Below are 26409 nucleotides of genomic sequence, written 5' to 3'. Positions count from 1 at the left end.
ATTGGAACATGGTATCGCAAGATTATCATTTGTATTTGCTACAAGTTCTATATTTTGCGACTTCATAAATAATTTTTATAAATCTAACAAATAAGCAAAAATTAATGGAGCCACGATGGTAGCATCAGACTCGATTATAAACTTTGGAGTGTTTATGTCTAATTTTCCCCAAGTTATTTTCTCGTTTGGAACAGCACCAGAATACGAACCATAACTAGTGGTTGAATCTGAAATCTGACAAAAATAACTCCAAAAAGGAATATCGTGCATTTCCATATCTTGGTACAACATTGGAACAACGCAAATAGGGAAATCTCCAGCGATTCCTCCTCCAATTTGGAAAAAACCAACACCTTTAGAACTATTTTTCGGATACCAATCTGATAAGAAGACCATATATTCAATACCGGATTTCATTGTAGAAGCTTTCAATTCTCCTTTAATAACATACGATGCGAAAATATTTCCCATTGTGCTATCTTCCCATCCTGGAACAATAATAGGTAAATTTTTCTCAGCTGCAGCATACATCCAACTGTCTTTTAAGTCAATTTCATAGTATTCTTCCAATACACCTGAAAGTAACATTTTATACATAAATTCATGAGGAAAATATCTTTCACCATTGTCATCTGCATCTTTCCAAATTTTGTAAATGTGTTTTTGAAGACGACGGAACGCTTCATGTTCTGGAATACAAGTATCAGTAACACGATTTAATCCTCTTTCTAATAAATCCCATTCGTCTTGTGGAGTCAAATCTCTGTAATTTGGTACTCTTTCATAATGAGAATGTGCTACCAAATTCATAATGTCTTCTTCAAGATTGGCTCCTGTACAAGATATAATTTGAACTTTATCTTGGCGAATTATTTCGGCAAAAATCTTTCCAATTTCGGCTGTACTCATCGCACCCGCCATACTTACCATCATTTTTGCACCATTAGCTAATTGCTGTTCATATGCTTTTGCAGCATCAACTAAAGATGCAGAATTGAAATGCAGATAATGCTTTTCAATAAACTGACTGATTGGTCCTTTACTCATTTTCTTTTCTTTTTTTATTTAATATTCAAAAGGTTGAATGAAATTTGGATTTACAAATAAAAGAAATTTATAAATATCAAATTCCTAAATTACAATTAATTATTGTTATTTTTTATAACCTAATATTTTTAATACATCTTCTGATGTTTGTTGTTCTGAAAAAACTTCTGTTGCTAGAATTCCATTTTCATCTCTATCAATTAAGATGTGTTTGGGTTGCGGAATCAAGCAGTGGTGTAAACCTCCATATCCTCCAATAGTTTCTTGATAGGCTCCAGTATTGAAAAAACCAATATACAAAGGTTTTTCCTTGTTGTATTTGGGTAAATATATGGCATTCATGTTCTGTTCGGAATTGTAATAATCATCGCTATCACAAGTCATTCCGCCTAACAAAACCCTTTCATAAGTATCGTTCCAACGGTTGATTGCCAACATAATGAAACGCTTATTAATTGCCCATGTATCTGGTAATGTTGTAATGAAAGAGGAATCAATCATGTTCCATTTTTCCCTATCATTTTGTTGCTTTTGATATAAAATTTGGTAAATAGCTCCACCACTTTCTCCTACAGTAAAAGATCCAAATTCTGTGAAAATATTGGGTACATCTACTTCGGCTTCATCACAAGCAATCTTAATTTGATTGATTATTTCATCAATCATATATTGATAATCATATTCAAATGCCAAAGAATTTTTGATAGGAAAACCACCACCAATGTTCAAGCCGTCTAGAGTAGGGCATTCTTTTTTTAATGCAACATACACTTTAATACATTTTACAAGTTCATTCCAATAGTAGGCATTGTCATTGATACCAGTATTGATAAAAAAATGTAACATTTTTAGTTCCAAATTTTTATTCTCCTTTATTTCTTTTTTATAAAAAGGAACTATGTTTCTGTATCCAATTCCTAATCTTGAAGTATAAAATTCAAATTTTGGTTCCTCCTCGGCTGCAATTCGAATTCCAATTTTGAATTTCCCCTTAATTTGGCCCTGCAACAAATCCAATTCCTCATAATTATCAATAATAGGAATAGTATTTTTATGACCGTTGTTGACCAATCTAGCTATGTTTTCTATGTATTGATCTCTTTTGAAACCGTTACAAATTATATAAGTGCTTTTATTAATTTTTCCTTTTTCTAATAAATTTTCAACAATATTAATATCAAAGGCAGAAGAAGTTTCAATATGAATGTTATTCTTGAAAGCTTCATTCATTATATATTCAAAATGAGAGCTCTTTGTGCAATAACAGTAGTAATATTTGGCCTCATACTTATTTTTTTCCATCGATTTACGAAACCAACTTTTGGCTTTGTTGATGTTATTTGAAATTTGAGGCAAGTAAGTAAACTTTAAAGGAGTACCATAAGTTTCTACCAATTTCATCAAATCAATGTTGTGAAACTGAAGATTGTCTTTGTTTAATTTAAACTCTTCTTGAGGAAAATAATAGGTTTGATTTATTAAATCGGAATATTTTGTATTCATCTGTAAATTTGTGTTTTGCAATTAATTATATTAAAAATAGAACTAATACAAATTCAAACCCTAATGTTTGCATAAATAATTTGTAACTTCTCGTAATCGGCTTTAAAATATTGAAAAACGTCAAAACTAAAATTTCCCTTAATACCATAAAAGCGTTTCAATAATCTCAAAAAAGATTTATTGTTGCGCATTCTTTTGGCGGAAAAACTTTTATTATTTTGATTATTATTCATTAGGGCAAATGTAAAAAATAATATAGACGTAAAGCAATCCTTTTTATTAAAAAAAATTAAGATTTGTAATCTTGAAATGCTTTTAAAATCAATTCATTTTCAACTAATTGATTGATTTTTATTTTTCCTATTCCTTCAATCAGTGCAAATTGTATGGTACCGTATTCATTTTTTTTGTCATGAATCAGTAATTCAAGTATTGGATCTATGTCTTTTTCTTCAAAAATGATGTCATCATAGATTGATTTCAATGTCTTTTTGATTTGATTGTATTCCTCTGGAGTAATTAAATTTTTATGCAATGAAATATAGCTCTCTAAAATCATACCAACAGCAATTGCTTCACCATGCAATAATGTGGTTTTATTTTGATTTTCTAAAAAATAACTTTCGATCGCATGACCTAAAGTATGACCAAAATTTAATGATTTTCTAATGTTTTTTTCCATTGGATCTTGCATTACGATATTGTTCTTAATTTCGACAGAACGGTAAATTAGTTCATCAAAATCGGCAAAATCAATAGCTTTTAAATCTAAAAATGCTTCCCAATACAGTTTATCAAAAATCAATCCGTGTTTTAACATTTCGGCGAGTCCAGAACGCATTTCGTTTTGAGGAACCGTTTCAAGATATTGCGTATCTATTAAAACCATTTTTGGAGTATTGATTACACCAATTTGATTTTTTAAATTTCCAAGATCCACACCATTTTTGCCTCCTACAGATGCATCAACCATTGATAATAATGTAGTTGGAATATGTATAAAATCAACTCCTCTTTTGAAAGTAGAAGCCACAAAACCGCCTAAATCAGTGACAACACCTCCACCAATATTAATAATTAAAGTTTTTCTATCCGCACCCAATTCCGTAAGAACATTCCATATTTCAATACAGGTTTCTATGTTTTTGTTGATTTCACCTGCTTCAAATTCAATGATTTCAATAGTTAAATTTGTTTCCAATAAAGGAAGTAATTTAGGCAAGCAAAAGTCATTTGTATTGCTGTCTACAATTATAAACAAATTTGAATATTTATTTTCTTTTAAATGTTGATTTAGTTTTTCATATCCAGTTTCATTAAAATGGACAGGATAATTATTGGCTTGAATAGATTGCATCTTTATAATTTTATTGAAACCGCAAAATAAGGCAAATTTTGCTAAATATAATCCCTAACAGTCTTTATATTTGCATAAAAAATATAACAAATAATGGGTAATATATTTAATAATACACAAATTGCGTTTGCTTTAAAAAGTGATACCGAACTGGATAGAGCTTATTTTCTTTTTAAATTAATTAATAATCAACCTTTAGTACGAATTGGAACTGCTGTTACCAATTTTGCTATAAAAGCAAATCTTCCTGTCGAAAGCTTAATTCGCGCAACAGTATTTGATCATTTTTGTGGTGGAGTTAATGAAAATGATTGTTTGTCGGTAGTTGACAAAATGTATACCAAAGGCGTATCTTCTGTATTGGATTATTCAGTTGAAGGTAAAGAAGAGGAAAACCAATTTGATGCGGCTTTGGAAATGACTTTAAAAACCATTGAGTTTGCCAAAGAACGTAAAGCAATTCCATTTGCAGTTTTTAAACCCACAGGATTGGGGCGTTTGGATTTGTATGAAAAGGTTGGAGAAAAACAGGCTTTAACTCCAGAAGAACAACTAGAGTGGGATAGGGTAGTAGCTCGATTTGATTTGGTTTGTGGTGAAGCTCATAAAAAAAATGTTGCTTTATTAATTGATGCTGAAGAAAGCTGGATGCAAGATGCCGCCGATGATTTGGTTACCAAAATGATGCAGAAATACAATAAAGAAAAAGTTATTGTTTTCAATACACTGCAAATGTACCGTTGGGACCGTTTGGATTATTTAAAAAAATTGCATGAACAAGCCAAAGTTGAAGGATTCTTTATTGGGATGAAATTGGTTCGTGGTGCTTATATGGAAAAAGAAAACCTTCGTGCTGAAGAAAAAGGATATCCAACACCAATATGTGCTACCAAAGAAGCTACAGATATTAATTATGATGCTGCAGTTTTGTATATGGTAGAACACTTAGATACAATGTCCATTTTTGCTGGAACTCATAATGAATTTAGTACTTATACTTTGATGGAATTAATGAAATCCAAAGGAGTTCCTTCTATTGATGATAAAATTTGGTTTGGACAATTGTATGGAATGAGTGATAATATCAGTTACAATTTGGCTGAAAATGGATATAATATTGCAAAATATTTACCCTTTGGTCCTGTAAAAGATGTAATGCCGTACTTAATTCGACGTGCAGAAGAAAACACATCAGTTGCTGGACAAACAAGTCGTGAACTTTCTATGATCAAATCAGAACGCAATAGAAGGAAAGGGAAGATGTAGTTTTAGAGGTTAGAAGTTAGAGGTTAGAGTATAGGTTATAAAAAAACTCGATTTGAAATTTCAAATCGAGTTTTTTTATGTTTAATATTTTGATTGAATAGGGTTTTGAATAGTTAAGAATTACTAAACTGTAAATTGCTCAAATTTTTATACAAACCGTTTTCAAGATTAATTAATTCTTGATGGGTTCCTTGTTCGCTGATTTTTCCGTTATCAAGGACCAAAATTTGATCGGCAGATCGAATCGTAGAAAGTCGGTGCGCGATAATAATACTTGTTCTTCCTTCCATCAAAATTTCCAAAGCTTCTTGAACCAGTTTTTCACTTTCACTATCCAATGATGATGTAGCTTCGTCAAGAATTAATATGGATGGATTTTTCAATAAGGCTCTGGCAATAGCAATACGCTGTCTTTGTCCACCAGAAAGTTTAATTCCTCTTTCTCCAACAATAGTTTCGAATTTTTCAGGAAAACCTTCAATAAACAGATATGCATTGGCTTGTTTGGCTGCTACAATAATTTCTTCGTCTGTAGCATTCGGTTTTCCATAAGCAATATTCTCTTTTATAGTTCCTCCAAAAAGAATTACGTCTTGCGGTACTATACTCATATTTCCACGAAGATTTTCTAAATCATAATCGTAAATATTTTTGCCATCAATTAAAATTTCACCACTATCAATAGTATAAAAACGTAACAGTAAGGATGCAATCGTTGATTTTCCCATTCCGCTTGGACCAACAAGTGCTATCTTTTGACCAAAACTAGCGGTAAAATTGATTCCTTTTAAAACTTGAACTTCTTTTCTTGAAGGATAGCTAAAAGCAACATTATTGAAGGTTACATCTCCTTTAATTTTTTCTATTGAAGGAATATGAACATTTGAATTTATTTTTTCGGGTTCTTCTTCCAATAGTTCAAAAACTCTTTCTGTAGCGCCAATTGCTTTTTGCATTTGCGCATATAATTCGGCAATTCCTCCTGATGAAGCTCCCACATAACTCGAGTATAAAATAAAGGTAAACAATTCTCCAACTGTAATTTCTCCAGCAATACTCAATTGTACTCCATACCAAACTACAGCTACAATTGTACCAAATAAACAGATAATAATAAAGGACGCAAAATAACCTCTAAAAAGTCCGCCTTTTATCCCCATTTTGACTACCTCGTTAATCTTGTTTTTATAACGAGAAATCTCATACCATTCATTAGCGAAAGCTTTAACAATACTGATTCCTTGCATTGTTTCTTCAACCACCACTTGACTTTCTGCCACTTGATCTTGTACTTTTTTGGAATATTTTCTAATAAATCTACCGAAAATTACGGCAGCTACACCAACTAATGGTACTACAGAAACCATCATTACAGTCAACTTGATATTGATACTGGCCAACATGGCAAAACTTCCAATTATTAAAATAAATTGTCTTAAAAATTCAGCAATTGTAGTGGTTAATGTATCTTGTATTTGTGTAATATCATTACTGATTCGGCTATTTAATTCACCGACACGTTTTTGGGAAAAAAAAGACATTGGTAATTTTACTAAATTGGTATAAAGAGCCAAACGAACATTGGCTAAAGTATTTTCGGTAAAATTGACAAATAATGAAAGTCTAAAAAAAGAAAATATAGATTGCAACAATAATACTAGTCCCAATCCCAAGGCAATCTGATTGGCTAGATGAGCGTCTTTTTTGTTAACACAATCCACTAGCATTCCCATAAACTTTGGAAAAGCAAGGGCAGTAACACTAGTAAGTAATAAAAAAACCAAACCTACATAAAATTTCCATTTATGATTGTTAGCATATTTGAAAATAAGAATTGCTTTTTGCAATGAATTTGCATTAATTTTTGATTTTGGTAAATCATTTTCTTGAAATCTCGCCATTATATTTATTTTATAGTACAAATGTACAGTTATAAGGAGTTGATAGCAAAAAAAAACTAAGATTCATTTTAGACCAAGGCACTGTTTATGAGTAACTAAAGAAAAAGACGTTATTTTTTATTACAATTTTCATCAATTTTACTTGCAATTACGAGTTCTAGTCGTATATTTGCACACGCAATAACGAAAGACATTGCAACCCGAAAGGGCGATTAGCTCAGCTGGTTCAGAGCACCTCGTTTACACCGAGGGGGTCGGGGGTTCGAACCCCTCATCGCCCACTGTGAGGGATAACCGAAAGGTTGTCCCTCTTTTTTTGATATATAAGATATCCCTTTTCCTCCATTTTACTGGCATTATGAGATAATAAATCTAACTTTAAAATTAATTCTATTTTGCTTAAAAAAACATATTACAAATCTAAAGGTTAAGGAAGCGAATGGATTAGTCGGATTTATAACCCTGAAACCAATGCATTTAATATTTTGTTTTAGTTATTTGAAAGAGTTAAAAAACGCCAAGATTGGAACGAGGTGTTCAACTGTAATCTAAGACATTCCCACAAAGACAAATAAAGCCACTGGAAGACAGTGGCTTTATTTTTTTCTTGAAAAGCTTATATTAACATAAACCATGAAACTCAACAAAATAAGAGTTTTTAATCACTCAAAAATAATGATGTTTTTGTTGAACCCAAAAAAGCCTCTAAAAAATGCTCTACAGGCTTTTTAATTTTTTTGTAACCTTGACGATATAGAATTCGAGCTTTTTGTTAGAAGATTTAAAGATAATAGTTGATTTTTTAAAATATAAAATTAATCGATAGAAAAAAATGAGAACATTAATTAATATCCCAGAATTACTTCTTTTTTCAATAAGGGAGTGGTCTATATTCTTTTTAAACTTGTATGATAAAGGGATAGTCGGTATAACCCCTAGCTGTACCGCCTCCAAACAAAGTATGATTGTCTGAAATTTCATTTAAGATTGAATTTTGTTTTACTCTGGCAGGATAGTCCGGATTGGTTAAAAATTTTCTTCCAAAACCAATTAAATCCACTAAATTTTCTTCCAGCAACTTCTCTGCTTCATCAGGGGTTTTATTTCCGGTAGCAATTATAGTATTTTTAAATGTACAACGTAGTTCAATTCTAAAATCATTTGGAATTTGCGGAGCGTCGTCCCAATCGGCCTCACAAAGATGAATATAAGCAATATCAAGTTTATCTAGTTCAGATGCTGCTAACATGATAGTTTGCAAAATTTCAGGGTCATTCATATCCTTAAAACTAATGAATGGTGATAATCGTACTCCCGTTTTTTCTTTTCCGATCGCTAATGCAACTGCTTTTGTAATTTCAATTAGCAAACGAATTCTATTTTCTTTTGTTCCGCCATATTCGTCGGTTCTTTTATTACTGTTGCTTCTTAAAAACTGATCAATTAAATAGCCGTTTGCACCATGAATTTCAACACCATCAAAACCAGCTTCGATCGCATTTTTTGCGCCTTGCACAAATTCTTTGATTACAGTGTCAATATCAGTTTTAGTCATTTCTCTGGGCTCTTCTACAGGTACAAAAGTTGCATCGCCGTTTGGAGCGCCGTCAAAAATGTAAACACTTGTATTTTGAGCTGTTAATGCAGATGGTCCTATAGGCTGCAATCCGTTTACTTTAGAACTGCTTACTCTACCTACATGCCATAATTGAAGAAATATTTTACTTCCTTTTTTATGTACTGCATTTGTTGTTAATTTCCAGCCTTCTATTTGTTCCTTGCTGTAAATTCCAGGCGTTTTGGAATAACCCATTCCTTGTAAAGAAACCTGAGTAGCTTCTGTAATTATAATTCCAGCCGTACTTCGTTGTGCGTAATACTCAGACATTAAAGCATTTGGAACATCACTAGGCTGCGAAGCTCTTGAACGTGTCATTGGAGCCATTAAAAATCGGTTTTCTAATTGAATTCCGTTTAAATTGTACTGTTGAAATAATTTCTGATACTTCATTTTAATTATTATTTTAATATGTTATATATTATATGTTAGATTATTATTTTAAAAATTCGACAGTTGAAAAGATCAATACAGTTTCTCCAATATTCTCTAAATTGTGTATGAAAAAATGATCAGAACTAAGATCGTGAAAATAAGCCGTATCTCCATTCTCATATTCTGTTTCCTTGACTGATCCATCGTTATAATAAGAACGAGATTTTCCTGATGACATAGCGGTCCAGAAATAGCGCAGGCAATGTTTATGAAACGGAAGTTTTTGACCCACGGGTAAATGAATACTCCAAACCTTAAATTCATCATTTTCAAAAACTAATTTGTCACCAACTGAGGTATTACTTTCAGTTTTTGCCAATTCTTGTTTTTGCTTGTCTGTCCAAAATTCCCAATTTCCCTCAGGGTTTATAATTGTTTTAAACATAATATAAATTTAGATTTAGAATTTTATGGCAATCTTACCTATTGTTTTTCCGGATTCTAAAAGCTTGTGTGCTTTTTTAAAGTTCTCGGCGTTGAATCCTATAAGTATTTCTTCAAGCGTAGTTTTGATTGTTCCGTTATCTAATAAATCCGCAATTTTATTCAGGATATTATGCTGCTCAATCATATCTTCTGTCTGAAACATAGAACGTGTAAACATCAATTCCCAATGGAAGCTCACACTTTTGCCTATTAATTGTCGAAGATTTACACTTTCAGCCGGATCACTTATAGAACCAATATGTCCTTGCGGTTTTATCAATTCCACAAATGCAGACCAATATTGGTTTACATTAACAAAATCTACTATAAAATCGACCTGCTGAAATCCAATAGCACGAACTTCTTCGACCAGATTTTTATGATTCACTACAAAGTCAGCTCCCTGCTGCTTACACCATGCCACAGATTCTGAACGGGAAGCTGTCGCAATTACTGTTAAGTTCGCTACATTTTTGGCAAGCTGAATTGCAATAGATCCTACTCCGCCAGCACCGCCAATAATCAAAATAGTTTTTCCTTTGTCTTTTTCCGGGTTAATTCGGATACGGTCAAATAATATTTCCCATGCCGTTAAACTAGTCAGCGGCATTACAGCTGCTTCTTTGCTGCAAAGTGTTGCTGGTTTTCTTCCCACAATTCGCTCATCTACAATTTGATATTCGGCATTACTGCCTTGTTTGGTTATATCTCCTGCATAAAAAACGGAATCTCCAACTTTAAAAAGACTTACATTTTCGCCTACAGCTTCAACAATTCCTGCGGCATCCCAGCCTATAATTTTGGGGTTTTCAAGAACAATATCTTTTGCAGCACTCTGACGAATTTTATAATCTACCGGATTTACTGATACTGCTTCAATTTTTACTAATAAATCATTTGCTCCTGGTGTTGGTTTTATTGTTTCAAATTCAATAAAACTATCTTGATCCTCAATTGGTAATGACTTTTTAAAACCTATTGCTTTCATATTATTACTTGTTATGTTTAACTTTTATTTTATTCATTTCTAAAAACAGCCTCCAATAAAATACCTGCAGGCGTATGAAGAAAAATTCTTTTTTCATTAATGTCTTTCAATTCCATTGTTGTATATACAATAGCCAATCGATCTAATTTTGATTTAAAACTTTCGTAGTCCTTCATGTAAAATGCGGTATGATCGATTGCTTCTGTCCCATAATTATTGACATTCTGAAATCTTGCGGCAGCCTGAATAATATGAACTATCGGGTTATTGTCTGCATATAGCCAGTAACCTGGTATCGATTGTTCGATTACCTCCGGGCGCTTTCCTTCTTTTAAATCAAATACTTTAATAAAGAAGCTTTTAGCAGCCTCTATATCTCTTGTTCTAATGGTGGTATGATCAATGTGCATGATAATTATATTTAATTATTATACTTTTCTTCTGAGTTGTCTATTGGGGTTTTCGGGTCATTGATTACCATTTTCGCAATATCATCTTTTCTCATAAAGACTACCCCTTTTTGCTTCTTGGCGTATTGTATAAATTCATCCATAGCATGTACCATAGCTGGTGTTCCTCCAATTCTGTCATGAAAACTTATAGACATCATTCTGCGTTTTGTCGCTCCTTCAGCATACAATTGGTCAAATTCCATTTTTAATTGTGCCAAAAATTGATCAGGACTCCAGTGTTTCCCTTCAATATTTACGATATCATTATTACGCAGTGTATATGGCATTACTACAAAGTTTTTACCATTTACTTTTGTAACAAAAGGTTCATCGCGGCTTAAATCATCTATATGATACAAAAATCCAAGTTCTTGTAATACTTTGAGCGTGTTGGGGCTTCTGCGCAGCCAATTTGCATTATATCCTACACCTCTTTTTCCTGTAATAGCTTCAACAGTATCTACCCCTTTTTTTACAAAAGCCAATTCTTCAGCATAACTCATATTCCATTGATTGTTCCATGAATATCCGTGTGCTGCAATTTCATGACCTCCATCAGCTATAGCTTTTGCTACCTCAGGATATTTTATTGCCGCTTCTCCCACCATATGCGAAGTCACTTTAATGTCATATTTTTTCCATAAATCCAGCATTCTGTAAATCCCCTCTTTGGCTCCGTATCTAAACCAGCTTTCGGCAGCCAAATCCGGATTACCTTTCGGTAAAGGATTATTAGAAAACGGACTTTCGGCACCTTCGGGCTGGCCTCCTGTTTCAAACTGCATGGACACCGAAATCACTAACTGTGCACTGTTTGGCCAATTTTTAGCTTCTTTTGCTGATTTATTTTGTGCTGCAACATCTAAAGATGAAGTTAACAAACTCATTACTAACAAACAACGCAATCCTATTAAATATCTTTTCATTTTTTATGTTTTAAATTATAGTACAAAGATATAGCAGGTAATACTGATTATTTTTGTACAAATCAATTGTATATTTGTACATATCCATCAAAATTAAATTACCATGCAGCGGTTTAACAGCTTTCATTCAATTAATGTATTTTCACTAGAATTAGACACATGGATCTATGAATTGCATAAGCATAATTTTTACGAACTTATTTTTATAGAAAAAGGTAGTGGAATACATATTCTTAACGGTATTTCTTTTCCGTACAGTAAAGGAGATGTATTTATGTTAACTCCCAATGATGCTCATGAATTTGAAATCAATACGAAAACTAAATTTACTTATCTAAAATTTACCGAACAGGTTTTTTTAGAAAAGTTAAACACCAACAAAAAAACGTATTGGGAAGAAGCACTTAAAAATGTAATGCTGCAAATAGATAATATAGCAGGCAGCATAATTAATAATGGACGGGATAAAGAACATTTATTTTCATTAGTAAGTATCATACTATATGAATTTAAGAATAAAGCTTTGTTTAATAATGAGGTAACTCTGGAACTTTTTGGCACTATAATGGCCATTATTACAAGAAACTTAAATCAGACTAAAGCTTCAATTAAAAACTACGAAAAGGATTCAGAAAAAATAAACAGCATTCTTACCTACATACGAATTAACGCTATTGATAATGACAAAATGGATATAAAAAAAATGGCATCCAAATTCTTTATGTCTCCTAATTATATTAGCATCTTTGTGAAAAAACATAGTGGTATTTCCATCCAGCAGCATATTATTCAGGCCAAATTGAAATCTGCAGAAAAACTTTTGAGGCAAAACCGATTTACTATTAATGAAATAGCTGAAAGATTAGGATTTAATGATGCAAGTCATTTTAATAAAATATTCAAAAAATACAATTCAGTTAGCCCCACTAATTTTAAAGTGGAGTTACTATATTAATTAGACATTTTGTTGTCCGATTTAAAAACAAATAAATGATGAATAGCCAATTATTAACTTCCAAAATTTCTCTTTACATTTAAGATAAAAGCAAGAATTATATATTTCTGGTTAAGTTTAAAACTCAAATTATGGTTAATTAATTTGTGTTTGATAAAGCCCTCACACATTAAATGTAGACGATTGAATCCTAATTTTAATGGTAATTAAAAAGAGTTCTTTTAAAAAAATCACAAAATATAAATTGATCTACAGAAAATTACACCTAATACGCAGTAAATTAATAAATTATATATTTTAAAACGCATTAAATAGAGTTAAAATAGAGATTAGGTGTTCGACTGAAATCCCTGACAGCCCACAAAACTTCTCAAGAAATTGAGAAGTTTTTTTTTGCTCAATATTTAAATATTTATATGCAAATAATGAATACATTTGTTGATTATGTTATTAATACTAACCTTAAATAAATTTATAGAAACATGAAAATATTAAAAATTTCACTTTCAATTGTATTAATCATCTTTTCCATTTCATTTGCAAATGCACAAGAAAAACCAAAAAGTACAGCAGAAAAAGTGACCGGAATAGTTAACGGTGCTAAAATTGAAATCAATTACGGAAGTCCTTCAGTAAGAGGTAGAAAAATTTGGGGAGAATTAGTTCCTTTTGGAGAAGTTTGGAGAGCAGGTGCTAACGATGCAACTACTTTTGAAACCAATAAAGAACTTATAATTGAAGGTTTAAGATTGCCCGCTGGTAAATATTCTTTTTTTGTAATTCCAAACAAAGAGGAATGTATAGTTATTTTTAATAAAGAAGCTAAACAATGGGGAGCATACAAATACAAGGCAAAAGACGATCAACTTCGTGTTACTGTAAAACAACAAACTGCAGATTCGGATACAGAAAAATTAACCTATATTATAAATGCTACTGATGTTGAATTGGTTTGGGAAAATTGGATTATTGGTTTTTCTGTAAAATAATTTATATTAACCCGTTGGGTGAAATTATTTTTGACCACATAGAAACATAGAATTTATAGTTTTTAAAAGAAAAAGATAGACGTTTTACTACTCACATAGCTATTCTATGTGTGAAATAGTGCTATTTCTATTTATTCTTTGCCTATTTAGCATCCATCTATGATTCTATGTGGTTAAATTTTTATTTTACTTGAATTTCACCCAACGGGTTATATTAAAAATTTAATGAAATCATTGTCATAACGGCAATGATTTTTTTTTATTTTGAATTTTATAGCCTATGATTTTTCATTTTTATTTTAGAATTAAATGATAGGCGTTATTCCATTAATTTATAGGAATAAAATGTAATATATTAGGATAGTATTATTGTTTTTAAATAAGTTCTATTTTACATAATATAAATTATAGTTCACTAAATGACAGTAGGTTAGAAATAATTTTCGCACAAAATATCTACTTTTTTTTATCAAATATAGAAAGATATTTGTATTACACAAACATTTTTTTGAAATAAAAAAAACCCCTATTTCGAGGGGTTTATGTTATTTTTTTGAAGAATGAAAAAACTTTATCAATTCGGAATTTAAAAAAGTGGATGATTCTGAATAAGCTGTAATCATTGGCTCATCCCATAACTCTAACTGCTTATAATACGGTTTTAATAATTCCTGATTATCGACAGGAATAGCCAAATAATAAACATTTGACCATATTTTCGAAGTTGCACGAAGAATAACACCAGCCAAAGAATTGTCCGCTTCACGTATTAAAAGTTTATAATCAAAAGTGTAAGATGCAGTATTATAAGTGGTCAAGTCCTTGATTTGATAGCCTTTTTTAATATCCAAACCCGAACTAATTGTAACACCGTAACCCTTTGTCATATAGTTATATTCATCTATTGAAGTCTGAGAATAACCGAAAGAAACAGCGAATAAGAATAAGAATGCAATTTTTTTCATTTTATGAATTGTTTTTTGTTAGTAATAATTTAACATATTCAAATATAATACCAATTTTAACAAGAATAAAGGGTAAGAGATAAAAAAAATATTATTTCAAAAATAACCCCCTAAAATACCGTAGCAAATTAAGGGGGTAAGAGATAAAAAAAATATTTACCAATTAGATTTTCGTCGACCCATATTGCCCGCATCGGGTTTCGAGTGGAGATAATCGCCATTCTTGTAATAACACATAATTTGCCTATCTCTACGGCAAAAAACGAGTAAATAATCCCACATAATACCGTTTCTTTTTAACCATAGTGAATATTTATAAATATCGTGTACAAACTCGGAAAAAAGACGTTTTTGCCCATCCTTATACACATACACAGAATAGTCATTTTTATCTTTTAGAAAGTAAGACATATTTGTTAATGATAAACAGATTTACAGGTTAATTCCAAACCCGTAGGATAATAAACAGCATCAAAACCTTTATCTTTTGAATTGTCCACATATTCGTAAGGCAAAGCAAAGGATTGAGACCTATCAGAATTATACAAAATTAAATAAACCTCTCTTGTATAATTATTAGTATAAATATCCAAAAACAAGAAAGCCCCGTTTTCTACTGAGTAAGATGGAAACTTAAATTTAAAGTAATTATTTTGCACTCTAATACATTGCGCATAATTATACAAGGTTTGGTCTAGCATACCATAATCAACAACTTCAAGATCAGTTCCAAAATGGTCATGATGAGAACTATATTCTAATTGATAAAAGAACTCATACAACCTAATTGTTGTTTTTAAAATAGCAGGATTATAAACACCACCAACATTGACAACGTTTTCCCTAAAAACAGGATGCTCAAACATTGGATAAGTTTTTGATGAAACCAAAGAACCACCAACCGAAGAAGAATGACCAGCTAAAGGAACAAGACCAAAAGTAAATAATCCGCTTTGATTATAATCAGTCAATTTGACAAAACGACCATCAAAATTGTTATCATTTACAATAGCCATCTGAATAGGGTTATCAGGCAGAAGTATAGAGCGTTTTACACCATCTATAAAAACAGCAGTTACTAAAAACTGCTCATTTATATCTTTTTGCGCTTCACAACTACCCTCATTAACTGTAACAGGCATATAAGCCAAAGCACCGTTTTCATTAATATAAACAAAGAAATTTGACATAGTTTTTTAAATAAAAGTTTTACCATATTTTTTTTGTACCGCCCTGATTTGGTCTAAATCTTTTTTAGATAAGTACTTTAATAAATCGTTTTTCATGTTTCTTGAACGTGTATGCACATTATAATATAATTGCTCAACAATCGGAAAAGTAGTTGGAACGGTTTTCAGAAGCCTTACTACTTCGTCCTCATTTTCAGTTAAAGCCGAAACATTAAAAAATTCAAATGTACCACTTAAGACAATATGATTATCCTCAACATTAGTTCCAAGAGCCTTAGCCACACCTTGAGCAACAGTACTATATCTTTGCATGTCTGTAGTAGTTACATTAGGATATATTTTTTGAACAGCATCTGTTTTTTTCTTTATTGTTACTGGGTTCGCTGTAGCATTTTGAGCAGTATTAACTATTGCTTTATTGGCTTCTGTATTTCCTTTCATAAGAGCTATTTGAGTACGTATATAACGAATTAAAGGAGGTAATCCAAAAAGCAAGACAAGCATTAAAAGCCAATATTTCGATAGAAAAATTTTAGCTTTATTAAAAAAGAGGTCTAATTTAGACCCCCCTTTCCTCATATTTTTAACTGTCATTTACTTTCTTTTAGCAAGACGATAGACAACATAAACAGCAACAAGACCGATTAAAATATTTATATACATTTTGTATTCAGTATAATAATTTTTGATTTTTTCTAACATGATATAGTTTTTAAGATTTTTTATTTAATTTCTCCGTTTATTTAAAGGCTCACGGTAAGCCAAGTATAAAAAAAAAGCAAGACAGGAATCAAAGCAATTAAAGGATTAAGTACCGTTGTATCAATTTTCAAATCTTTTGGAGTGTTAAAAGTACCAAGTATCGAAATAGCCTTTCTGATATCGGAATCAGTAACCAAATGTTTTTCTGATGCTTTTACTTCATGAGAAATAATAGCTTTAGCAATAGCCATCAAAAAAACAGCATCAATTTTTTTTATTTTTTCATCGGGTGTCAAACCTAATTTTTTTGAAACCCCATTAATATATGATTCGGTATTGTTTTCAGTTGGTGGCGCATATTCAGAAATTAATTTTCTGATTGTGTTTTTACCTTTCAAAATGTCGTTAACAACATCACGAAGCATAGCCCTTACACCGTATTTCATCTCAATAAATTGCTGAAATGACTTATCGGTGTTTTTATCCAAAGAAACCATCCCTTGCCATTTGTCGGCTGTAATCCTTAGATTACCCGGATTATTATTCCGAATACCCCTTGAAAGATTGCTTTTACCTAAATAATTACTCATTTTCAATTGGTTTTGTTGGGTTATCAAAATCAATCTTTTGTAATTCATCGTAAGCAACTTGAACACCTTTAATAATTGCCATTACAATAGCGGAATATTTAACAACTAACCCAATTACAGCAATAACACCTTTTAATTTATTCATGGTTTTTGATTTTTTTGTTTTCGTTTTTCTAAATACTCTTTGAGTAAATCAACCCCCTCATGAAGTATAAGAGGGAGAAACTTTAATAATACTTTTAACATGTTATTTATTTAAAAAAGTTCCCGAGTAACCGCCATTTTTAGCTTTTGGATTCATAACGAAAGCCATTTCATTAATTACGACTTTTCCCGTTTTTTTCTCCATAGTACCCCAATGAAATTGTTGCGCACCCGTTTTAGTATTAGTAAAAGTTACAGCAACAGAACCAAACCAACCCTTCTCAGATTCTTTAGATTTTGAAGTTGTTACCGCTTTAATAGAAATTAATTCTTTATTAGAAAGTCTCCAACCCGTTACTAAAAACTGCTCAACACCAGCATTAATACCCGATTTGGGGAAATACTTAGTTAATTTTGCGCCCGAATGCTTTACAAAATCGCTTTTTCTTTGCATTCTATTGTAACCAGCATTTCTTTGCTGATAATCATTTTTAAAAGGAGTAAAAGGGTGTTGATTCCCACCATCCCAATGATTTGGTCTTTTCATGTTATAATCCGCCATTAGTGAAATATATTTTTAATGTTTAAAATAATTTGTGTGATTTTTTTTATAACAATTACAACGGAATCAATTATAAAAATTATGATATATAAACGGTTGTAATTGAATTTTTTTTGCATTACCTAGAGCGTTTACGAGCGTGTTTTTTTCTAAACTTGAAAAACCAAACTAAGAAACCAACCAACAAGACAGCACCCGCAATTATCCATTTTTTATATTTCAACCATTGGCTTTGTATCCATAGTTTAGACATAAAAGTATTTGCATCCTGTACCGCAGGAATTGAAGCAATAGACTTCACCAAATTTTGTTGATAAGTTGAATCTTGTGCCTTTAATACATCCTGTACAGGTTCGGGAATAACAAAATTTTTATCAGTTAAGGAATTAACAGCTACCGCATTTTTAACCGTTCTAGGGTCTTGTGTTGTCATAACTCTTTTAACATCATCGGCAACAGCGGAAAAGTTACCCGTTACACCCCTAACAACATTTTTTAAAGAAACAACTCTTTTAAGTTTATTTCCAACGTCTTTAAAAAACCCCATTACTCAACAGATTTATAATTTCTAACTACAAAATTTATTACTTGACCTTGCGCTTTATTAATTTCAATTTCATCTACATGAAGCAGAGGCAACGCTAAACGGTCAGGAACTGATTGCAAAACCGCAGTACTTTTAATAGCCTGTATTGGGTCATTATCACGGCTTAAAGTTTGTAATTCAAAAGGAAGATATTTAACAACTTGACCATTTTCGAAACGATAAGACAAATCTTGTACACTTGCGTGTGTTGTCATAATTGCTAAATCATAACCTTTCACATCGATTTTTTTAGAAAAATCCTCACTAGCAACGGTCTTTTGTTCGAAAAAAGCCAAAACGTTAGTTTGGTTAGGTTCCTCAACTCCGTATATTTCATAAATTTTTGTAGAATCTAAACCATCTAAACTCAATTTAATACTTTCTTTTTCGGCTAGAAAAGCACCACCTTTATAAGCAATTTCACAAAGTGCAATTGTTTCAAAAGTACCATCTGATTGAACAGCCTCTGAACCGTAAGAAGATGAAATAATATAATCCGTTAAGGGAATTTTATTTGCCAAAACAACATTTGAACCGTTTGCCCTCTCAATATGGTAAGATATTTTTTCCGTTGTCAATTGGTCTAACGCTAAACCATCAACAGCAATAATAAAAGCCCCAATTGATTTTGTAATATTAATATCATCAATTTTGGTAACCCCTGTAATCGTTTTAATTTTCATTTTTTATAATTTTTTTGTGATTATTGAGTACAAAGGTTATTACAGAATAAAAAAAGGGTTTTCTATTTATTACTATTAATTGCGTTTTTTTTCTATTTTTTTCTAGTTTTCAAGACAAAACACCATACAAAACAAGGTCGGAAATAGTGAGATATTTTCTTTTCAATTGCAATGAATCTATAATGGTTTGATAGTCTTTTCGAGCCGTTGGATAGCTAACTTCTAAAATATGCATTAACTGTACTTTTGTTACTTTTTGGCTTGGATTTGGTTTTGTTTGCGTTTTCATTATTCAATAAATAAATTTGATTGTTCGGCGTATAGTTCCGCATCAAAGCGGATATTTAATTTTTCAAGTTGTTTAAATTCTGATAAATAAAATGTCATTTTTTTATCGAACCAACTTTGCAAAGAGGTATTGTCAAAAGGGTTTTTTTCAAGTAGTAAACGGTTTAAAGCAACGATATAAGAAACATTTTGAAAGTTTGAAACATATTCCCGAAATAAGGCTTTTGCCAATCTTTTACGCTTTATTAAATTTGGAACATGCGTACTTTTTAACCTGACAAAAGTCGGTTTGTATTCTGAAATAGTGTGCAATAAATAGTCAAAATCAATAATAAACGGTATAGTCTTTTCTTTGTTTATTTGGCTTTTACCCGTATTTTCTTTTAATTCGAAAAAATTTGTTTGCGCCATTATTACCAACTGAATCAAAGTGGAATAGTCGAAAATAGAATACGTTACATCCTGAAAAGGAAGTACCAACTTTTCTTGGATAACATCAAAAAAATCTTTGTCATGACCGTAATTTTTTAAATTAGAAAAAAATTGAGCATTTAACTGATATTCAAAACGCCAAACATTTTGATTTGAAAAATTATTCTTTTTATAAAATTCTTGTATATAGGGTTTTTCGGTTATTTCTAAGGATAGTGATTTATTGTAAACCCTAAGAAATTTAGAGGAAGTTCGAGAACCAAAATTAAATCCATTATTTATACAAACACCTTTAACTAATTCATTATGAGAGGAAAAAGATTTTTTTCTACCCGAAATACGCACATTACCATTTGACAAATCAGTATTTAGTTTTCTATAGTACTGATTATTATCATTTATATCAAAAGCAATATCCAATCTATTGATCGCAGTAAATTCTAAAGCGTAAGCATCTGTAAAGGAATCTATAATTTGTTTTAACTCGGGTAGTGATTTTGTGTAAAAAACATGATTTTCAAATTGCATTTGATTTAAATACTCGGGAATAATAGCGGAACGTGGCTGACTCAAAATACTTGCAATAATTTCTTTTTTATATTTAACAATATGACGACACGCAAAAGTTTTTGTGCCAAAAGGTTCGGAAATAAGTTCAAAATCGAGTGAATTAGTACCCTTTAGAGGTCTTAATTCGCCCATTAAATTAATAATAAGGTAATCAATTGATATTAAGGTTTTTGGATGCATTTGGCGTAATTTATTGAGTGAGTTGATAGCCGTTTTACCTAACGGCTATTTTTTTTATTTGACTTGCTTTATATCGGTTTTCTAGTAATTCACCAAAGTGACAATTTGTAAACCTCTATTAACACGATACGTCAAAACAAATAAGTTATTAGAAAGAGCATATTTGTAAGCATAAGTATAAATAGTTTGCTTTGTAGCATGTGAATCAAAATGTAATTCAACATTATAAGGAGAATATACAATATCAATTAAATGTTTTTTCATTTTTAAAATCTTAAAGCATTAATAAATTCAATTTCAAATTGTTTTGGATTTTCGGGCGCAAAATGTTTCTGTAATTCCTTTTCTAAATTTGAAAAAGTAATATTTATTACATTTGAAGTATAATGCTGATGATTAACAATTGTTAAACCCTTTTCATTTTTTAAAACCTCAATTTGATACAAAGAAATTTCAGGTGCAGAAATTTTGTAAATCTTATTATTTAGAGTTTTTAAATAATACAAAAATGTTTTTGCGCTTAGTTGGTAATCAACAGGAACGAGTATTTTTAAAATATCAATCATTTTCAAAAGGATTTAAAAGTTGGAATTTGTGATTAATTTTTTGCATTAAATCAAAAGTGTTTATTGCAGAAAATTGTAGATCAAATGATTGATAAGAAGAAGAAACTATTTTAAAATAGTGGCACTTTTGAAATACATAAGGCGGTATAAGCTGTATTGACAAAGATTTTTCAGTACCTTTCAATCTAACGTACAAATGCACATCATTAGAAAGGACAGTTTTACAAAAAGGTCGTAAAGTTCTTTGTAATTGAGATAAGGAAATTTTAGAATGATTCCTTATTTTATCACAAGCCAAAATATAGGCGTTGTAATTTTTTAGCACTTTTTGTTCGTGCCTAATTTTTTTTGAATCCATTACTTTTTAGTTAAGTTAGACTTAAAAAAAAGTAGGATATTTAATGCAAGAAATTAATTAATTTGATTTTCAAATAGTTCTATTGTCATACTGTAAAACATACTATAAATTATAGTTCAATTTATAATGTTATTAAAATTATTGCAAAACCTGCACAAATACTAATTTCTTAGTTATTTGTATCGGCTTAAAAATAATCAAACCTTATGTTTTTTGGTTACTTTTGCAAAAAATAAAAAAGATTCCTAAAAATGACAAAAACTAAATACATACAACTGATACTGATTTTAGGTTCAATGACGGCACTTGGACCGTTTTCAATTGATATGTATTTGCCGGGATTTTCTGGAATTGCCAATGACCTTCAAACTACTGTAGCTGCTGTTTCTATGTCGTTATCCAGTTATTTTATTGGAATATCGGCGGGACAATTATTATATGGGCCATTATTGGATCGTTTTGGCCGCAAAAAACCATTGTTTATTGGATTGTTGGTGTATATTTTGGCTTCGCTAGGTTGTGTTTTTGTTGCTGATATCAATACATTTATTGCTCTTCGTTTCATACAAGCAGTTGGTAGTTGCGCCGCTACAGTGGCTTCGGTGGCGATGGTTCGGGATTTATTTCCTATAAAAGAAATACCAAATGTTTTGTCCAAATTGATGCTGGTAGTTGGACTTTCACCAATGTTAGCGCCAACAATTGGGGGTTATGTGACGAGCTATTGGGGCTGGCATATTGTTTTTCTAATTTTAATGTTCATGGGTATTTTTGTATTGATTACTTCCCAAGTGGGATTACCTAAAACACATGAACCCGATTTATCCATTTCCTTGAAACCCAAACCAATCATTAATAATTTTTTGTCAATTATCAAAGTGCCACAATTTTACACCTATGCTTTGACAGGTTCGATTGCTTTCTCAGGATTGTTTACGTATGTCGCTGCCTCTCCTATTTTGTTTATGGATATTTTAAAAGTAGATGCAACCATTTACGGATGGATTTTTGCTTTTATGTCTTTGAGTTTTATAGGTTCTAGTCAATTGAACTCTTTATTATTAAGAAGATTTTCTAGTGAACAGATGATTTTTGGTGCTTTGATTGCCCAAATAATCATTAGTCTAATTTTTTTGATTCTGGCTATTAATGATGTTTTGGGATTGTATGGCACCATTATAATGTTATTTCTGTTTTTGGCTTGTTTGGGTATTTCCAATCCCAATACGGCTGGATTGACCCTTGCTCCTTTTGATAAAAATACAGGAAGTGCATCTGCATTAATGGGAGCTATTCAATTGGGAATTGGAGCTTTAGCTTCGTTTGCTGTGGGTGTTTTTGTGAAAGATTCTATGGTGTCGATGGTTGCAATTATGACTTGTACCACGATTGTCGCTTTCATTATTTTGAATATTGGCAAAAGAAAAATCAAGAAAACCATTGTGAATTCTGGAGATGATGAAATTATTGTGGGGTATTAATTATAATAAATCAATAGTATTAAAATTAGGCACTTTCATCAAACATAATTTCGTCTGAGCTGCCTATTTTATACAAAGGTTTCTCAATAGGTAATGTAAAATAAAAAGTAGACCCCTCCCCTTCGATACTTTCTACCCAAATTTCACCGCCATTTTTTTCTAAAAAGCCTTTTACCAATAACAATCCAATCCCGGCTCCTTTATCCTTTTTTCTTGTTTCGGAAAGCGTTTTCATTTGGGGAGTAAAAAGTCGATCCATTATTTCTTTGGACATTCCAATTCCGGTATCCTTAATCTGGACAATAATTTTATCTTCTTTACTTTTTGCTGAAACTGTAATTGTACCCCCTTTTTCAGTATGTTTTATCGCATTTGAAACGATATTTTGAATGATGGAAATCAGCATTTTACTGTCGGCAAACACAGAGGTGTTCTCTTCGATTTCGTGATGTAGATTTATAGTGTTTATCGAAGCCGTTTCATTTAAGGTTTCAAAAACTTTAGTAATGTATTCGATTAGTTTTAATTTTGTTGGAGAAAAAGTGTCTGATGCGTATTTTATTCTTGCCCATTCTACCAAATAGTCTAGCATTTCTAATTCATCTGTAGATGATTTATGAAGCAAGTCCAGCATTTCCTGCACAGCATCAGGATTCATTTTATGGAAATTATCTTTTAGATATTTTGCAGTTCCAATAATTGCAGACAGCGGACTTCTTAAATCGTGCGAAAGGATTGCCATAACGCTCTCTTTGTGAGTATTAAGATCTTCCAGTTCTTTGACGTAATTTTTTATGGCATCCTCAGATTGCTTTCTGTCAGTCAAATCCCTTAAAAACTTGACGTAGCCAAGCATTTCTCAGTTTAAACCAATGAGAGGAAAAACCAATCCATAAGCATAAAACAGGCTTTTGTCTTTGGCAATGTGCCATCTATTATCGGTTGCTCTGCCTTCTTTTAAAGCGGTTTCGATTTCTTTTTTAGGAACACCATTCTTTAAATCTTCCTCTGTAAAAATCAAATCAAAAGGTTCTCCAATAACTTCATCTGTTTCGTATCCAAATATTTTTGATGAACCTGAACTCCAACTGTTTATGATAAAATCGTTATCTAAAGTAAAAATGGAATAGTCTTGTAAACTATCTATTATTTGACTATAAAACTCAGCTGTTGGTAAGTATTTATTTTTAAGAATTTTTGTGAAGTTTTGTTTGATTTCCATTGGATTTATTTTAGTCATTATCTTGAAATAGTAGGTATTGTACAAACCATTTAACCTCAATATTTTGGCTAAAATAAGCCTAAACTTCGGATATGTAACCTCTAATAAAAACTATTTTTTAATTAAGATATGTATTGAAATCAAATCTAAGTCCAGGAAGTTTTTGTTCTTAGTATTGAAAAATAACAGGATAATCTTGATTGCGGATTTGCTTTGTGGGCAAAGATTGAAAATCCAGCAATCGGGTTTGATCATTTATAAAAGTTGTTTTCTCGAAAAGTGGGGAGACTTTTATCCTGTTTATTGCTTTAAAGAACTATTAAAAAACGCAAAGTCAGGAGACTTTGCAGCAGCGGGGGTCAGTGGCTGCCCTTTATTCTATTGTTATTACTCTTTTCGCTTTTTTGTTCCAAAGTATTATTTTTTGTTCCATACTTGACGTAATAATTTTGTTTCCTTGTTCATTCCACGAAACTCCCCATAAATAGTCTTCCGAATTACCTTCTGAAATGAGGTTTCCTTTTGTGTCCCAAATTCTTAATGCGTCGCTTGCTGATGCAAGTCTATCTCCTTTTGGATTCCAAGCCAAATTCCTAAACTCACCTTTACTTATGTCAATTGATTTTATAAGTTCGCCTTGTTCATTCCAATATTGAAGCAATGATTTGTCTTTTTCGTCGCCATAATCACCTGTCACAAAAAAATCGCCTGATTTGTGCCAAGCAATACTCAATAACATTACATCTTCGGGTCTATGTTTGATTGATTTTATTAAATTTCCATTAATGTCAAGAAAGCGTATTTTGTCAGTTACGGTTGTAAGAATATTTTTTTTAGGATGCCAATCAAGAGCAGTAATTCCTTTGGTTGAGTTAATTTGATTTAAAAATTTCCTGACTAATTTACCTTTAATATCATAAATCAATATTTGTCCATCATTATCTGCAACACCTAAATACTCGCCTGTATAGTTCCAATCTACTCCTCTTGCTCCATCTGGTGAGATGTCATTTAACTCAATTTTTTCATTTGTTTCTAAATTGAGAATAAATGATTTTTCGTCAGACATTTGTGTTGCAACTGCAATAATGTTCATTGACGGATGCCATTTGATACGTGTAATAGTATTCTTTACTAGAAATAACTTGTGTGTTTTTAGACTTTTTTTGTTATAGATTTTTAAAGTGTCAATATTACCTCCAATTGCAATGTACTTTCCATTAGGACTCCAGTCTGTTGTCCAAAGTTTTTCCTTTGTCAAGGTATTTTGTCCAAAGGTCTGATTAGATAGAACAAAAGTCAGAAAATTTAGGATGACTAATATTTTAATTCTTTTTGTCATTGTGCAGTTATTTTGTAGAGCTGTCACTAACTAAATTATTTGTTTGTATTAATTTTTGCTTTATCAAAAAAAACATAATCCAAACTAAATTTTCCTGAACCAAAAAACAAAAACAAAAGGAACAAAAGAAAAAATGTAGAAGCAGTTCCTCCGTTAAAGAAATTACCATCTGACATATACCACACTATTGTTAGCATAGTCATCATTAGTGGAAATACTACAATTCGAGTAAATAGACCAACTATTAGAAAAGCTCCTCCAATCAATTCAGTTAATTTTGCAAGAGTTAGCATAAATCTTGGTGAAGAAAAACCAACATCAGTAAGAAATTTGGTGTAGTCATTCATAGTTGCTTCATCAAAGATTTCTTTGCCAAACATAATAATCATTATCCCTGAACAAATCCGTATTAAAGAAATTCCATTTTCCCAAACAGGTTTAGAAGTTAAAATTTTTGAATTCATTATTCCTTTTATTTATTGATATCATGCAAAAGTATTTTCTCCACACTTAAATGATTTAAAAAATATGTAAAAGGATTGTAAATAAATGTAAAATTGTGTTATGTCTTTTATATTTATGTTGGTTTTTGTTTACTCCCTATCGTATTAGGGTTGCCACTAACATTCTCGTAATCATCGGGTTTGAGACTAAATTAAGCCCATTATTCGGATTTGTTAAATCT

At 31.2% G+C, this 26409-nt stretch carries 30 protein-coding genes and 1 tRNA gene; 5 read left to right on the top strand and 26 right to left on the bottom strand.

Annotated features, from left to right (window positions below; translation table 11 throughout):
* Positions 1-75: 75 nt before the first annotated feature.
* The 3 genes from AC8GF4_RS13180 to aroB all read right to left on the bottom strand — a co-directional run bounded on the left by AC8GF4_RS13180 (position 76) and on the right by aroB (position 3907).
* Positions 76-1047 (bottom strand): deoxyhypusine synthase family protein, encoded by a 972-nt coding sequence (locus AC8GF4_RS13180; protein ID WP_506595296.1) that lies wholly within the window; start codon positions 1045-1047, stop codon positions 76-78.
* Positions 1048-1152: 105 nt separating this feature from the next.
* Entirely contained in the window at positions 1153-2550 is a 1398-nt protein-coding gene (locus AC8GF4_RS13175) for a type III PLP-dependent enzyme domain-containing protein (RefSeq protein WP_506595294.1), read from the bottom strand.
* A 289-nt stretch (positions 2551-2839) separates the two neighbouring features.
* On the bottom strand, positions 2840-3907 hold the full coding sequence (aroB, locus tag AC8GF4_RS13170; RefSeq protein WP_506595292.1) for a 3-dehydroquinate synthase: 1068 nt from the start codon (positions 3905-3907) through the stop codon (positions 2840-2842).
* 93 nt (positions 3908-4000) lie between these two features.
* On the opposite strand from aroB, the gene AC8GF4_RS13165 reads away from it, so the two are divergent.
* Positions 4001-5173 carry a proline dehydrogenase family protein gene (locus AC8GF4_RS13165; RefSeq protein WP_506595290.1) on the top strand — a complete coding sequence of 391 codons (1173 nt, stop codon included), beginning with the start codon at positions 4001-4003 and terminating at the stop codon, positions 5171-5173.
* Positions 5174-5286: 113 nt separating this feature from the next.
* Here the strand turns inward: AC8GF4_RS13165 and AC8GF4_RS13160 are convergent, their stop codons facing one another.
* Entirely contained in the window at positions 5287-7074 is a 1788-nt protein-coding gene (locus tag AC8GF4_RS13160) for an ABC transporter ATP-binding protein (RefSeq protein ID WP_506595288.1), read from the bottom strand.
* Positions 7075-7280: 206 nt separating this feature from the next.
* Here AC8GF4_RS13160 and AC8GF4_RS13155 point away from each other — a divergent pair.
* A tRNA-Val gene (locus AC8GF4_RS13155) sits at positions 7281-7355 on the top strand.
* Between the two features lie 617 nt (positions 7356-7972).
* Here the strand turns inward: AC8GF4_RS13155 and AC8GF4_RS13150 are convergent.
* From AC8GF4_RS13150 to AC8GF4_RS13130, 5 genes are read right to left on the bottom strand one after another with little or no spacing between them, the layout of a single operon-like run.
* The gene (locus tag AC8GF4_RS13150; protein ID WP_506595286.1) at positions 7973-9085 is read right to left on the bottom strand and encodes an alkene reductase; all 1113 of its coding nucleotides are present in this window, start codon (positions 9083-9085) and stop codon (positions 7973-7975) included.
* 43 nt (positions 9086-9128) lie between these two features.
* The gene (locus AC8GF4_RS13145) at positions 9129-9512 is read right to left on the bottom strand and encodes a cupin domain-containing protein (protein ID WP_506595284.1); all 384 of its coding nucleotides are present in this window, start codon (positions 9510-9512) and stop codon (positions 9129-9131) included.
* Positions 9513-9527: 15 nt separating this feature from the next.
* Positions 9528-10541 (bottom strand): zinc-binding alcohol dehydrogenase family protein, encoded by a 1014-nt coding sequence (locus AC8GF4_RS13140; protein ID WP_506595282.1) that lies wholly within the window; start codon positions 10539-10541, stop codon positions 9528-9530.
* A 29-nt stretch (positions 10542-10570) separates the two neighbouring features.
* Positions 10571-10951: a VOC family protein gene (locus AC8GF4_RS13135; protein ID WP_506595280.1), complete on the bottom strand. Its 381-nt coding sequence runs from the start codon at positions 10949-10951 to the stop codon at positions 10571-10573.
* An 11-nt stretch (positions 10952-10962) separates the two neighbouring features.
* Positions 10963-11919, bottom strand: a complete 957-nt coding sequence (locus AC8GF4_RS13130; protein ID WP_506595278.1) for a polysaccharide deacetylase family protein — start codon at positions 11917-11919, stop codon at positions 10963-10965.
* Between the two features lie 103 nt (positions 11920-12022).
* On the opposite strand from AC8GF4_RS13130, the gene AC8GF4_RS13125 reads away from it, so the two are divergent.
* A complete protein-coding gene (locus tag AC8GF4_RS13125) occupies positions 12023-12874 on the top strand; it encodes an AraC family transcriptional regulator (RefSeq protein WP_506595276.1) in 852 nt (283 codons plus the stop codon).
* 482 nt (positions 12875-13356) lie between these two features.
* Entirely contained in the window at positions 13357-13863 is a 507-nt protein-coding gene (locus AC8GF4_RS13120) for a DUF2911 domain-containing protein (RefSeq protein ID WP_506595274.1), read from the top strand.
* A 545-nt stretch (positions 13864-14408) separates the two neighbouring features.
* On the opposite strand, the gene AC8GF4_RS13115 is transcribed toward AC8GF4_RS13120, so the two are convergent.
* The 13 genes from AC8GF4_RS13115 to AC8GF4_RS13055 form a co-directional block, all read right to left on the bottom strand.
* Positions 14409-14828: a hypothetical protein gene (locus AC8GF4_RS13115; RefSeq protein WP_506595272.1), complete on the bottom strand. Its 420-nt coding sequence runs from the start codon at positions 14826-14828 to the stop codon at positions 14409-14411.
* A gap of 416 nt (positions 14829-15244) precedes the next feature.
* On the bottom strand, positions 15245-16018 hold the full coding sequence (locus AC8GF4_RS13110) for a hypothetical protein (RefSeq protein WP_506595270.1): 774 nt from the start codon (positions 16016-16018) through the stop codon (positions 15245-15247).
* 6 nt (positions 16019-16024) lie between these two features.
* Positions 16025-16612 carry a hypothetical protein gene (locus tag AC8GF4_RS13105; RefSeq protein WP_506595268.1) on the bottom strand — a complete coding sequence of 196 codons (588 nt, stop codon included), beginning with the start codon at positions 16610-16612 and terminating at the stop codon, positions 16025-16027.
* 149 nt (positions 16613-16761) lie between these two features.
* Complete coding sequence (locus AC8GF4_RS13100; RefSeq protein ID WP_506595267.1) at positions 16762-17310, bottom strand: hypothetical protein; 549 nt, start codon at positions 17308-17310, stop codon at positions 16762-16764.
* Positions 17303-17455: a hypothetical protein gene (locus AC8GF4_RS13095; RefSeq protein WP_506595265.1), complete on the bottom strand. Its 153-nt coding sequence runs from the start codon at positions 17453-17455 to the stop codon at positions 17303-17305. Before AC8GF4_RS13095 ends, AC8GF4_RS13100 begins: the two co-directional genes overlap by 8 nt.
* A 102-nt stretch (positions 17456-17557) precedes the next feature.
* Positions 17558-18016: a hypothetical protein gene (locus tag AC8GF4_RS13090; protein WP_506595264.1), complete on the bottom strand. Its 459-nt coding sequence runs from the start codon at positions 18014-18016 to the stop codon at positions 17558-17560.
* 118 nt (positions 18017-18134) lie between these two features.
* Positions 18135-18563, bottom strand: a complete 429-nt coding sequence (locus tag AC8GF4_RS13085; protein WP_506595262.1) for a hypothetical protein — start codon at positions 18561-18563, stop codon at positions 18135-18137.
* A complete protein-coding gene (locus AC8GF4_RS13080) occupies positions 18563-19285 on the bottom strand; it encodes a hypothetical protein (protein WP_506595261.1) in 723 nt (240 codons plus the stop codon). The genes AC8GF4_RS13085 and AC8GF4_RS13080 overlap by 1 nt, the downstream gene beginning before the upstream one ends.
* Before the next feature lie 109 nt (positions 19286-19394).
* Positions 19395-19574 carry a hypothetical protein gene (locus tag AC8GF4_RS13075; protein WP_506595259.1) on the bottom strand — a complete coding sequence of 60 codons (180 nt, stop codon included), beginning with the start codon at positions 19572-19574 and terminating at the stop codon, positions 19395-19397.
* Positions 19574-20755, bottom strand: coding sequence for a replication initiation factor domain-containing protein (locus AC8GF4_RS13070; protein WP_506595257.1), 1182 nt, complete (start codon positions 20753-20755; stop codon positions 19574-19576). Before AC8GF4_RS13070 ends, AC8GF4_RS13075 begins: the two co-directional genes overlap by 1 nt.
* Positions 20756-20836: 81 nt before the next feature.
* Positions 20837-21019 carry a hypothetical protein gene (locus tag AC8GF4_RS13065; protein WP_506595255.1) on the bottom strand — a complete coding sequence of 61 codons (183 nt, stop codon included), beginning with the start codon at positions 21017-21019 and terminating at the stop codon, positions 20837-20839.
* 2 nt (positions 21020-21021) lie between these two features.
* On the bottom strand, positions 21022-21321 hold the full coding sequence (locus tag AC8GF4_RS13060; RefSeq protein ID WP_506595253.1) for a hypothetical protein: 300 nt from the start codon (positions 21319-21321) through the stop codon (positions 21022-21024).
* Positions 21314-21679 (bottom strand): hypothetical protein, encoded by a 366-nt coding sequence (locus AC8GF4_RS13055; protein WP_506595251.1) that lies wholly within the window; start codon positions 21677-21679, stop codon positions 21314-21316. Before AC8GF4_RS13055 ends, AC8GF4_RS13060 begins: the two co-directional genes overlap by 8 nt.
* A 251-nt stretch (positions 21680-21930) precedes the next feature.
* On the opposite strand from AC8GF4_RS13055, the gene AC8GF4_RS13050 reads away from it, so the two are divergent.
* Complete coding sequence (locus AC8GF4_RS13050; RefSeq protein WP_506595249.1) at positions 21931-23160, top strand: multidrug effflux MFS transporter; 1230 nt, start codon at positions 21931-21933, stop codon at positions 23158-23160.
* Positions 23161-23185: 25 nt separating this feature from the next.
* Here AC8GF4_RS13050 and AC8GF4_RS13045 read toward each other — a convergent pair whose 3' ends face one another.
* From AC8GF4_RS13045 to AC8GF4_RS13030, 4 genes are all read right to left on the bottom strand, one after another.
* On the bottom strand, positions 23186-24016 hold the full coding sequence (locus tag AC8GF4_RS13045; RefSeq protein WP_506595247.1) for a sensor histidine kinase: 831 nt from the start codon (positions 24014-24016) through the stop codon (positions 23186-23188).
* A gap of 3 nt (positions 24017-24019) precedes the next feature.
* A complete protein-coding gene (locus tag AC8GF4_RS13040; protein ID WP_506595245.1) occupies positions 24020-24382 on the bottom strand; it encodes a PAS domain S-box protein in 363 nt (120 codons plus the stop codon).
* A gap of 373 nt (positions 24383-24755) precedes the next feature.
* On the bottom strand, positions 24756-25724 hold the full coding sequence (locus AC8GF4_RS13035; protein ID WP_506595243.1) for a WD40 repeat domain-containing protein: 969 nt from the start codon (positions 25722-25724) through the stop codon (positions 24756-24758).
* A 35-nt stretch (positions 25725-25759) separates the two neighbouring features.
* Positions 25760-26188 (bottom strand): DoxX family protein, encoded by a 429-nt coding sequence (locus AC8GF4_RS13030; protein WP_506595241.1) that lies wholly within the window; start codon positions 26186-26188, stop codon positions 25760-25762.
* Between the last annotated feature and the right edge of the window lie 221 nt (positions 26189-26409).

Origin of the sequence: Flavobacterium rarum (SeqCode) (assembly GCF_965234445.1) — a bacterium.
Classification (GTDB): domain Bacteria; phylum Bacteroidota; class Bacteroidia; order Flavobacteriales; family Flavobacteriaceae; genus Flavobacterium; species Flavobacterium rarum.
Note: the sequence above shows the minus strand (reverse complement) of the source record. Positions and strands in the feature narration are given on the sequence as shown.

What these genes read in the sequence shown, in the direction of transcription:
- AC8GF4_RS13180 (WP_506595296.1), bottom strand. Translation starts at nt 1,047, where the DNA reads ATGAGTAAAGGACCAATCAGTCAGTTTATTGAAAAGCATTATCTGCAT.
- AC8GF4_RS13175 (WP_506595294.1), bottom strand. Translation starts at nt 2,550, where the DNA reads ATGAATACAAAATATTCCGATTTAATAAATCAAACCTATTATTTTCCT.
- aroB (WP_506595292.1), bottom strand. Translation starts at nt 3,907, where the DNA reads ATGCAATCTATTCAAGCCAATAATTATCCTGTCCATTTTAATGAAACT.
- AC8GF4_RS13165 (WP_506595290.1), top strand. Translation starts at nt 4,001, where the DNA reads ATGGGTAATATATTTAATAATACACAAATTGCGTTTGCTTTAAAAAGT.
- AC8GF4_RS13160 (WP_506595288.1), bottom strand. Translation starts at nt 7,074, where the DNA reads ATGGCGAGATTTCAAGAAAATGATTTACCAAAATCAAAAATTAATGCA.
- AC8GF4_RS13150 (WP_506595286.1), bottom strand. Translation starts at nt 9,085, where the DNA reads ATGAAGTATCAGAAATTATTTCAACAGTACAATTTAAACGGAATTCAA.
- AC8GF4_RS13145 (WP_506595284.1), bottom strand. Translation starts at nt 9,512, where the DNA reads ATGTTTAAAACAATTATAAACCCTGAGGGAAATTGGGAATTTTGGACA.
- AC8GF4_RS13140 (WP_506595282.1), bottom strand. Translation starts at nt 10,541, where the DNA reads ATGAAAGCAATAGGTTTTAAAAAGTCATTACCAATTGAGGATCAAGAT.
- AC8GF4_RS13135 (WP_506595280.1), bottom strand. Translation starts at nt 10,951, where the DNA reads ATGCACATTGATCATACCACCATTAGAACAAGAGATATAGAGGCTGCT.
- AC8GF4_RS13130 (WP_506595278.1), bottom strand. Translation starts at nt 11,919, where the DNA reads ATGAAAAGATATTTAATAGGATTGCGTTGTTTGTTAGTAATGAGTTTG.
- AC8GF4_RS13125 (WP_506595276.1), top strand. Translation starts at nt 12,023, where the DNA reads ATGCAGCGGTTTAACAGCTTTCATTCAATTAATGTATTTTCACTAGAA.
- AC8GF4_RS13120 (WP_506595274.1), top strand. Translation starts at nt 13,357, where the DNA reads ATGAAAATATTAAAAATTTCACTTTCAATTGTATTAATCATCTTTTCC.
- AC8GF4_RS13115 (WP_506595272.1), bottom strand. Translation starts at nt 14,828, where the DNA reads ATGAAAAAAATTGCATTCTTATTCTTATTCGCTGTTTCTTTCGGTTAT.
- AC8GF4_RS13110 (WP_506595270.1), bottom strand. Translation starts at nt 16,018, where the DNA reads ATGTCAAATTTCTTTGTTTATATTAATGAAAACGGTGCTTTGGCTTAT.
- AC8GF4_RS13105 (WP_506595268.1), bottom strand. Translation starts at nt 16,612, where the DNA reads ATGACAGTTAAAAATATGAGGAAAGGGGGGTCTAAATTAGACCTCTTT.
- AC8GF4_RS13100 (WP_506595267.1), bottom strand. Translation starts at nt 17,310, where the DNA reads ATGAGTAATTATTTAGGTAAAAGCAATCTTTCAAGGGGTATTCGGAAT.
- AC8GF4_RS13095 (WP_506595265.1), bottom strand. Translation starts at nt 17,455, where the DNA reads ATGAATAAATTAAAAGGTGTTATTGCTGTAATTGGGTTAGTTGTTAAA.
- AC8GF4_RS13090 (WP_506595264.1), bottom strand. Translation starts at nt 18,016, where the DNA reads ATGGCGGATTATAACATGAAAAGACCAAATCATTGGGATGGTGGGAAT.
- AC8GF4_RS13085 (WP_506595262.1), bottom strand. Translation starts at nt 18,563, where the DNA reads ATGGGGTTTTTTAAAGACGTTGGAAATAAACTTAAAAGAGTTGTTTCT.
- AC8GF4_RS13080 (WP_506595261.1), bottom strand. Translation starts at nt 19,285, where the DNA reads ATGAAAATTAAAACGATTACAGGGGTTACCAAAATTGATGATATTAAT.
- AC8GF4_RS13075 (WP_506595259.1), bottom strand. Translation starts at nt 19,574, where the DNA reads ATGAAAACGCAAACAAAACCAAATCCAAGCCAAAAAGTAACAAAAGTA.
- AC8GF4_RS13070 (WP_506595257.1), bottom strand. Translation starts at nt 20,755, where the DNA reads ATGCATCCAAAAACCTTAATATCAATTGATTACCTTATTATTAATTTA.
- AC8GF4_RS13065 (WP_506595255.1), bottom strand. Translation starts at nt 21,019, where the DNA reads ATGAAAAAACATTTAATTGATATTGTATATTCTCCTTATAATGTTGAA.
- AC8GF4_RS13060 (WP_506595253.1), bottom strand. Translation starts at nt 21,321, where the DNA reads ATGATTGATATTTTAAAAATACTCGTTCCTGTTGATTACCAACTAAGC.
- AC8GF4_RS13055 (WP_506595251.1), bottom strand. Translation starts at nt 21,679, where the DNA reads ATGGATTCAAAAAAAATTAGGCACGAACAAAAAGTGCTAAAAAATTAC.
- AC8GF4_RS13050 (WP_506595249.1), top strand. Translation starts at nt 21,931, where the DNA reads ATGACAAAAACTAAATACATACAACTGATACTGATTTTAGGTTCAATG.
- AC8GF4_RS13045 (WP_506595247.1), bottom strand. Translation starts at nt 24,016, where the DNA reads ATGCTTGGCTACGTCAAGTTTTTAAGGGATTTGACTGACAGAAAGCAA.
- AC8GF4_RS13040 (WP_506595245.1), bottom strand. Translation starts at nt 24,382, where the DNA reads ATGGAAATCAAACAAAACTTCACAAAAATTCTTAAAAATAAATACTTA.
- AC8GF4_RS13035 (WP_506595243.1), bottom strand. Translation starts at nt 25,724, where the DNA reads ATGACAAAAAGAATTAAAATATTAGTCATCCTAAATTTTCTGACTTTT.
- AC8GF4_RS13030 (WP_506595241.1), bottom strand. Translation starts at nt 26,188, where the DNA reads ATGAATTCAAAAATTTTAACTTCTAAACCTGTTTGGGAAAATGGAATT.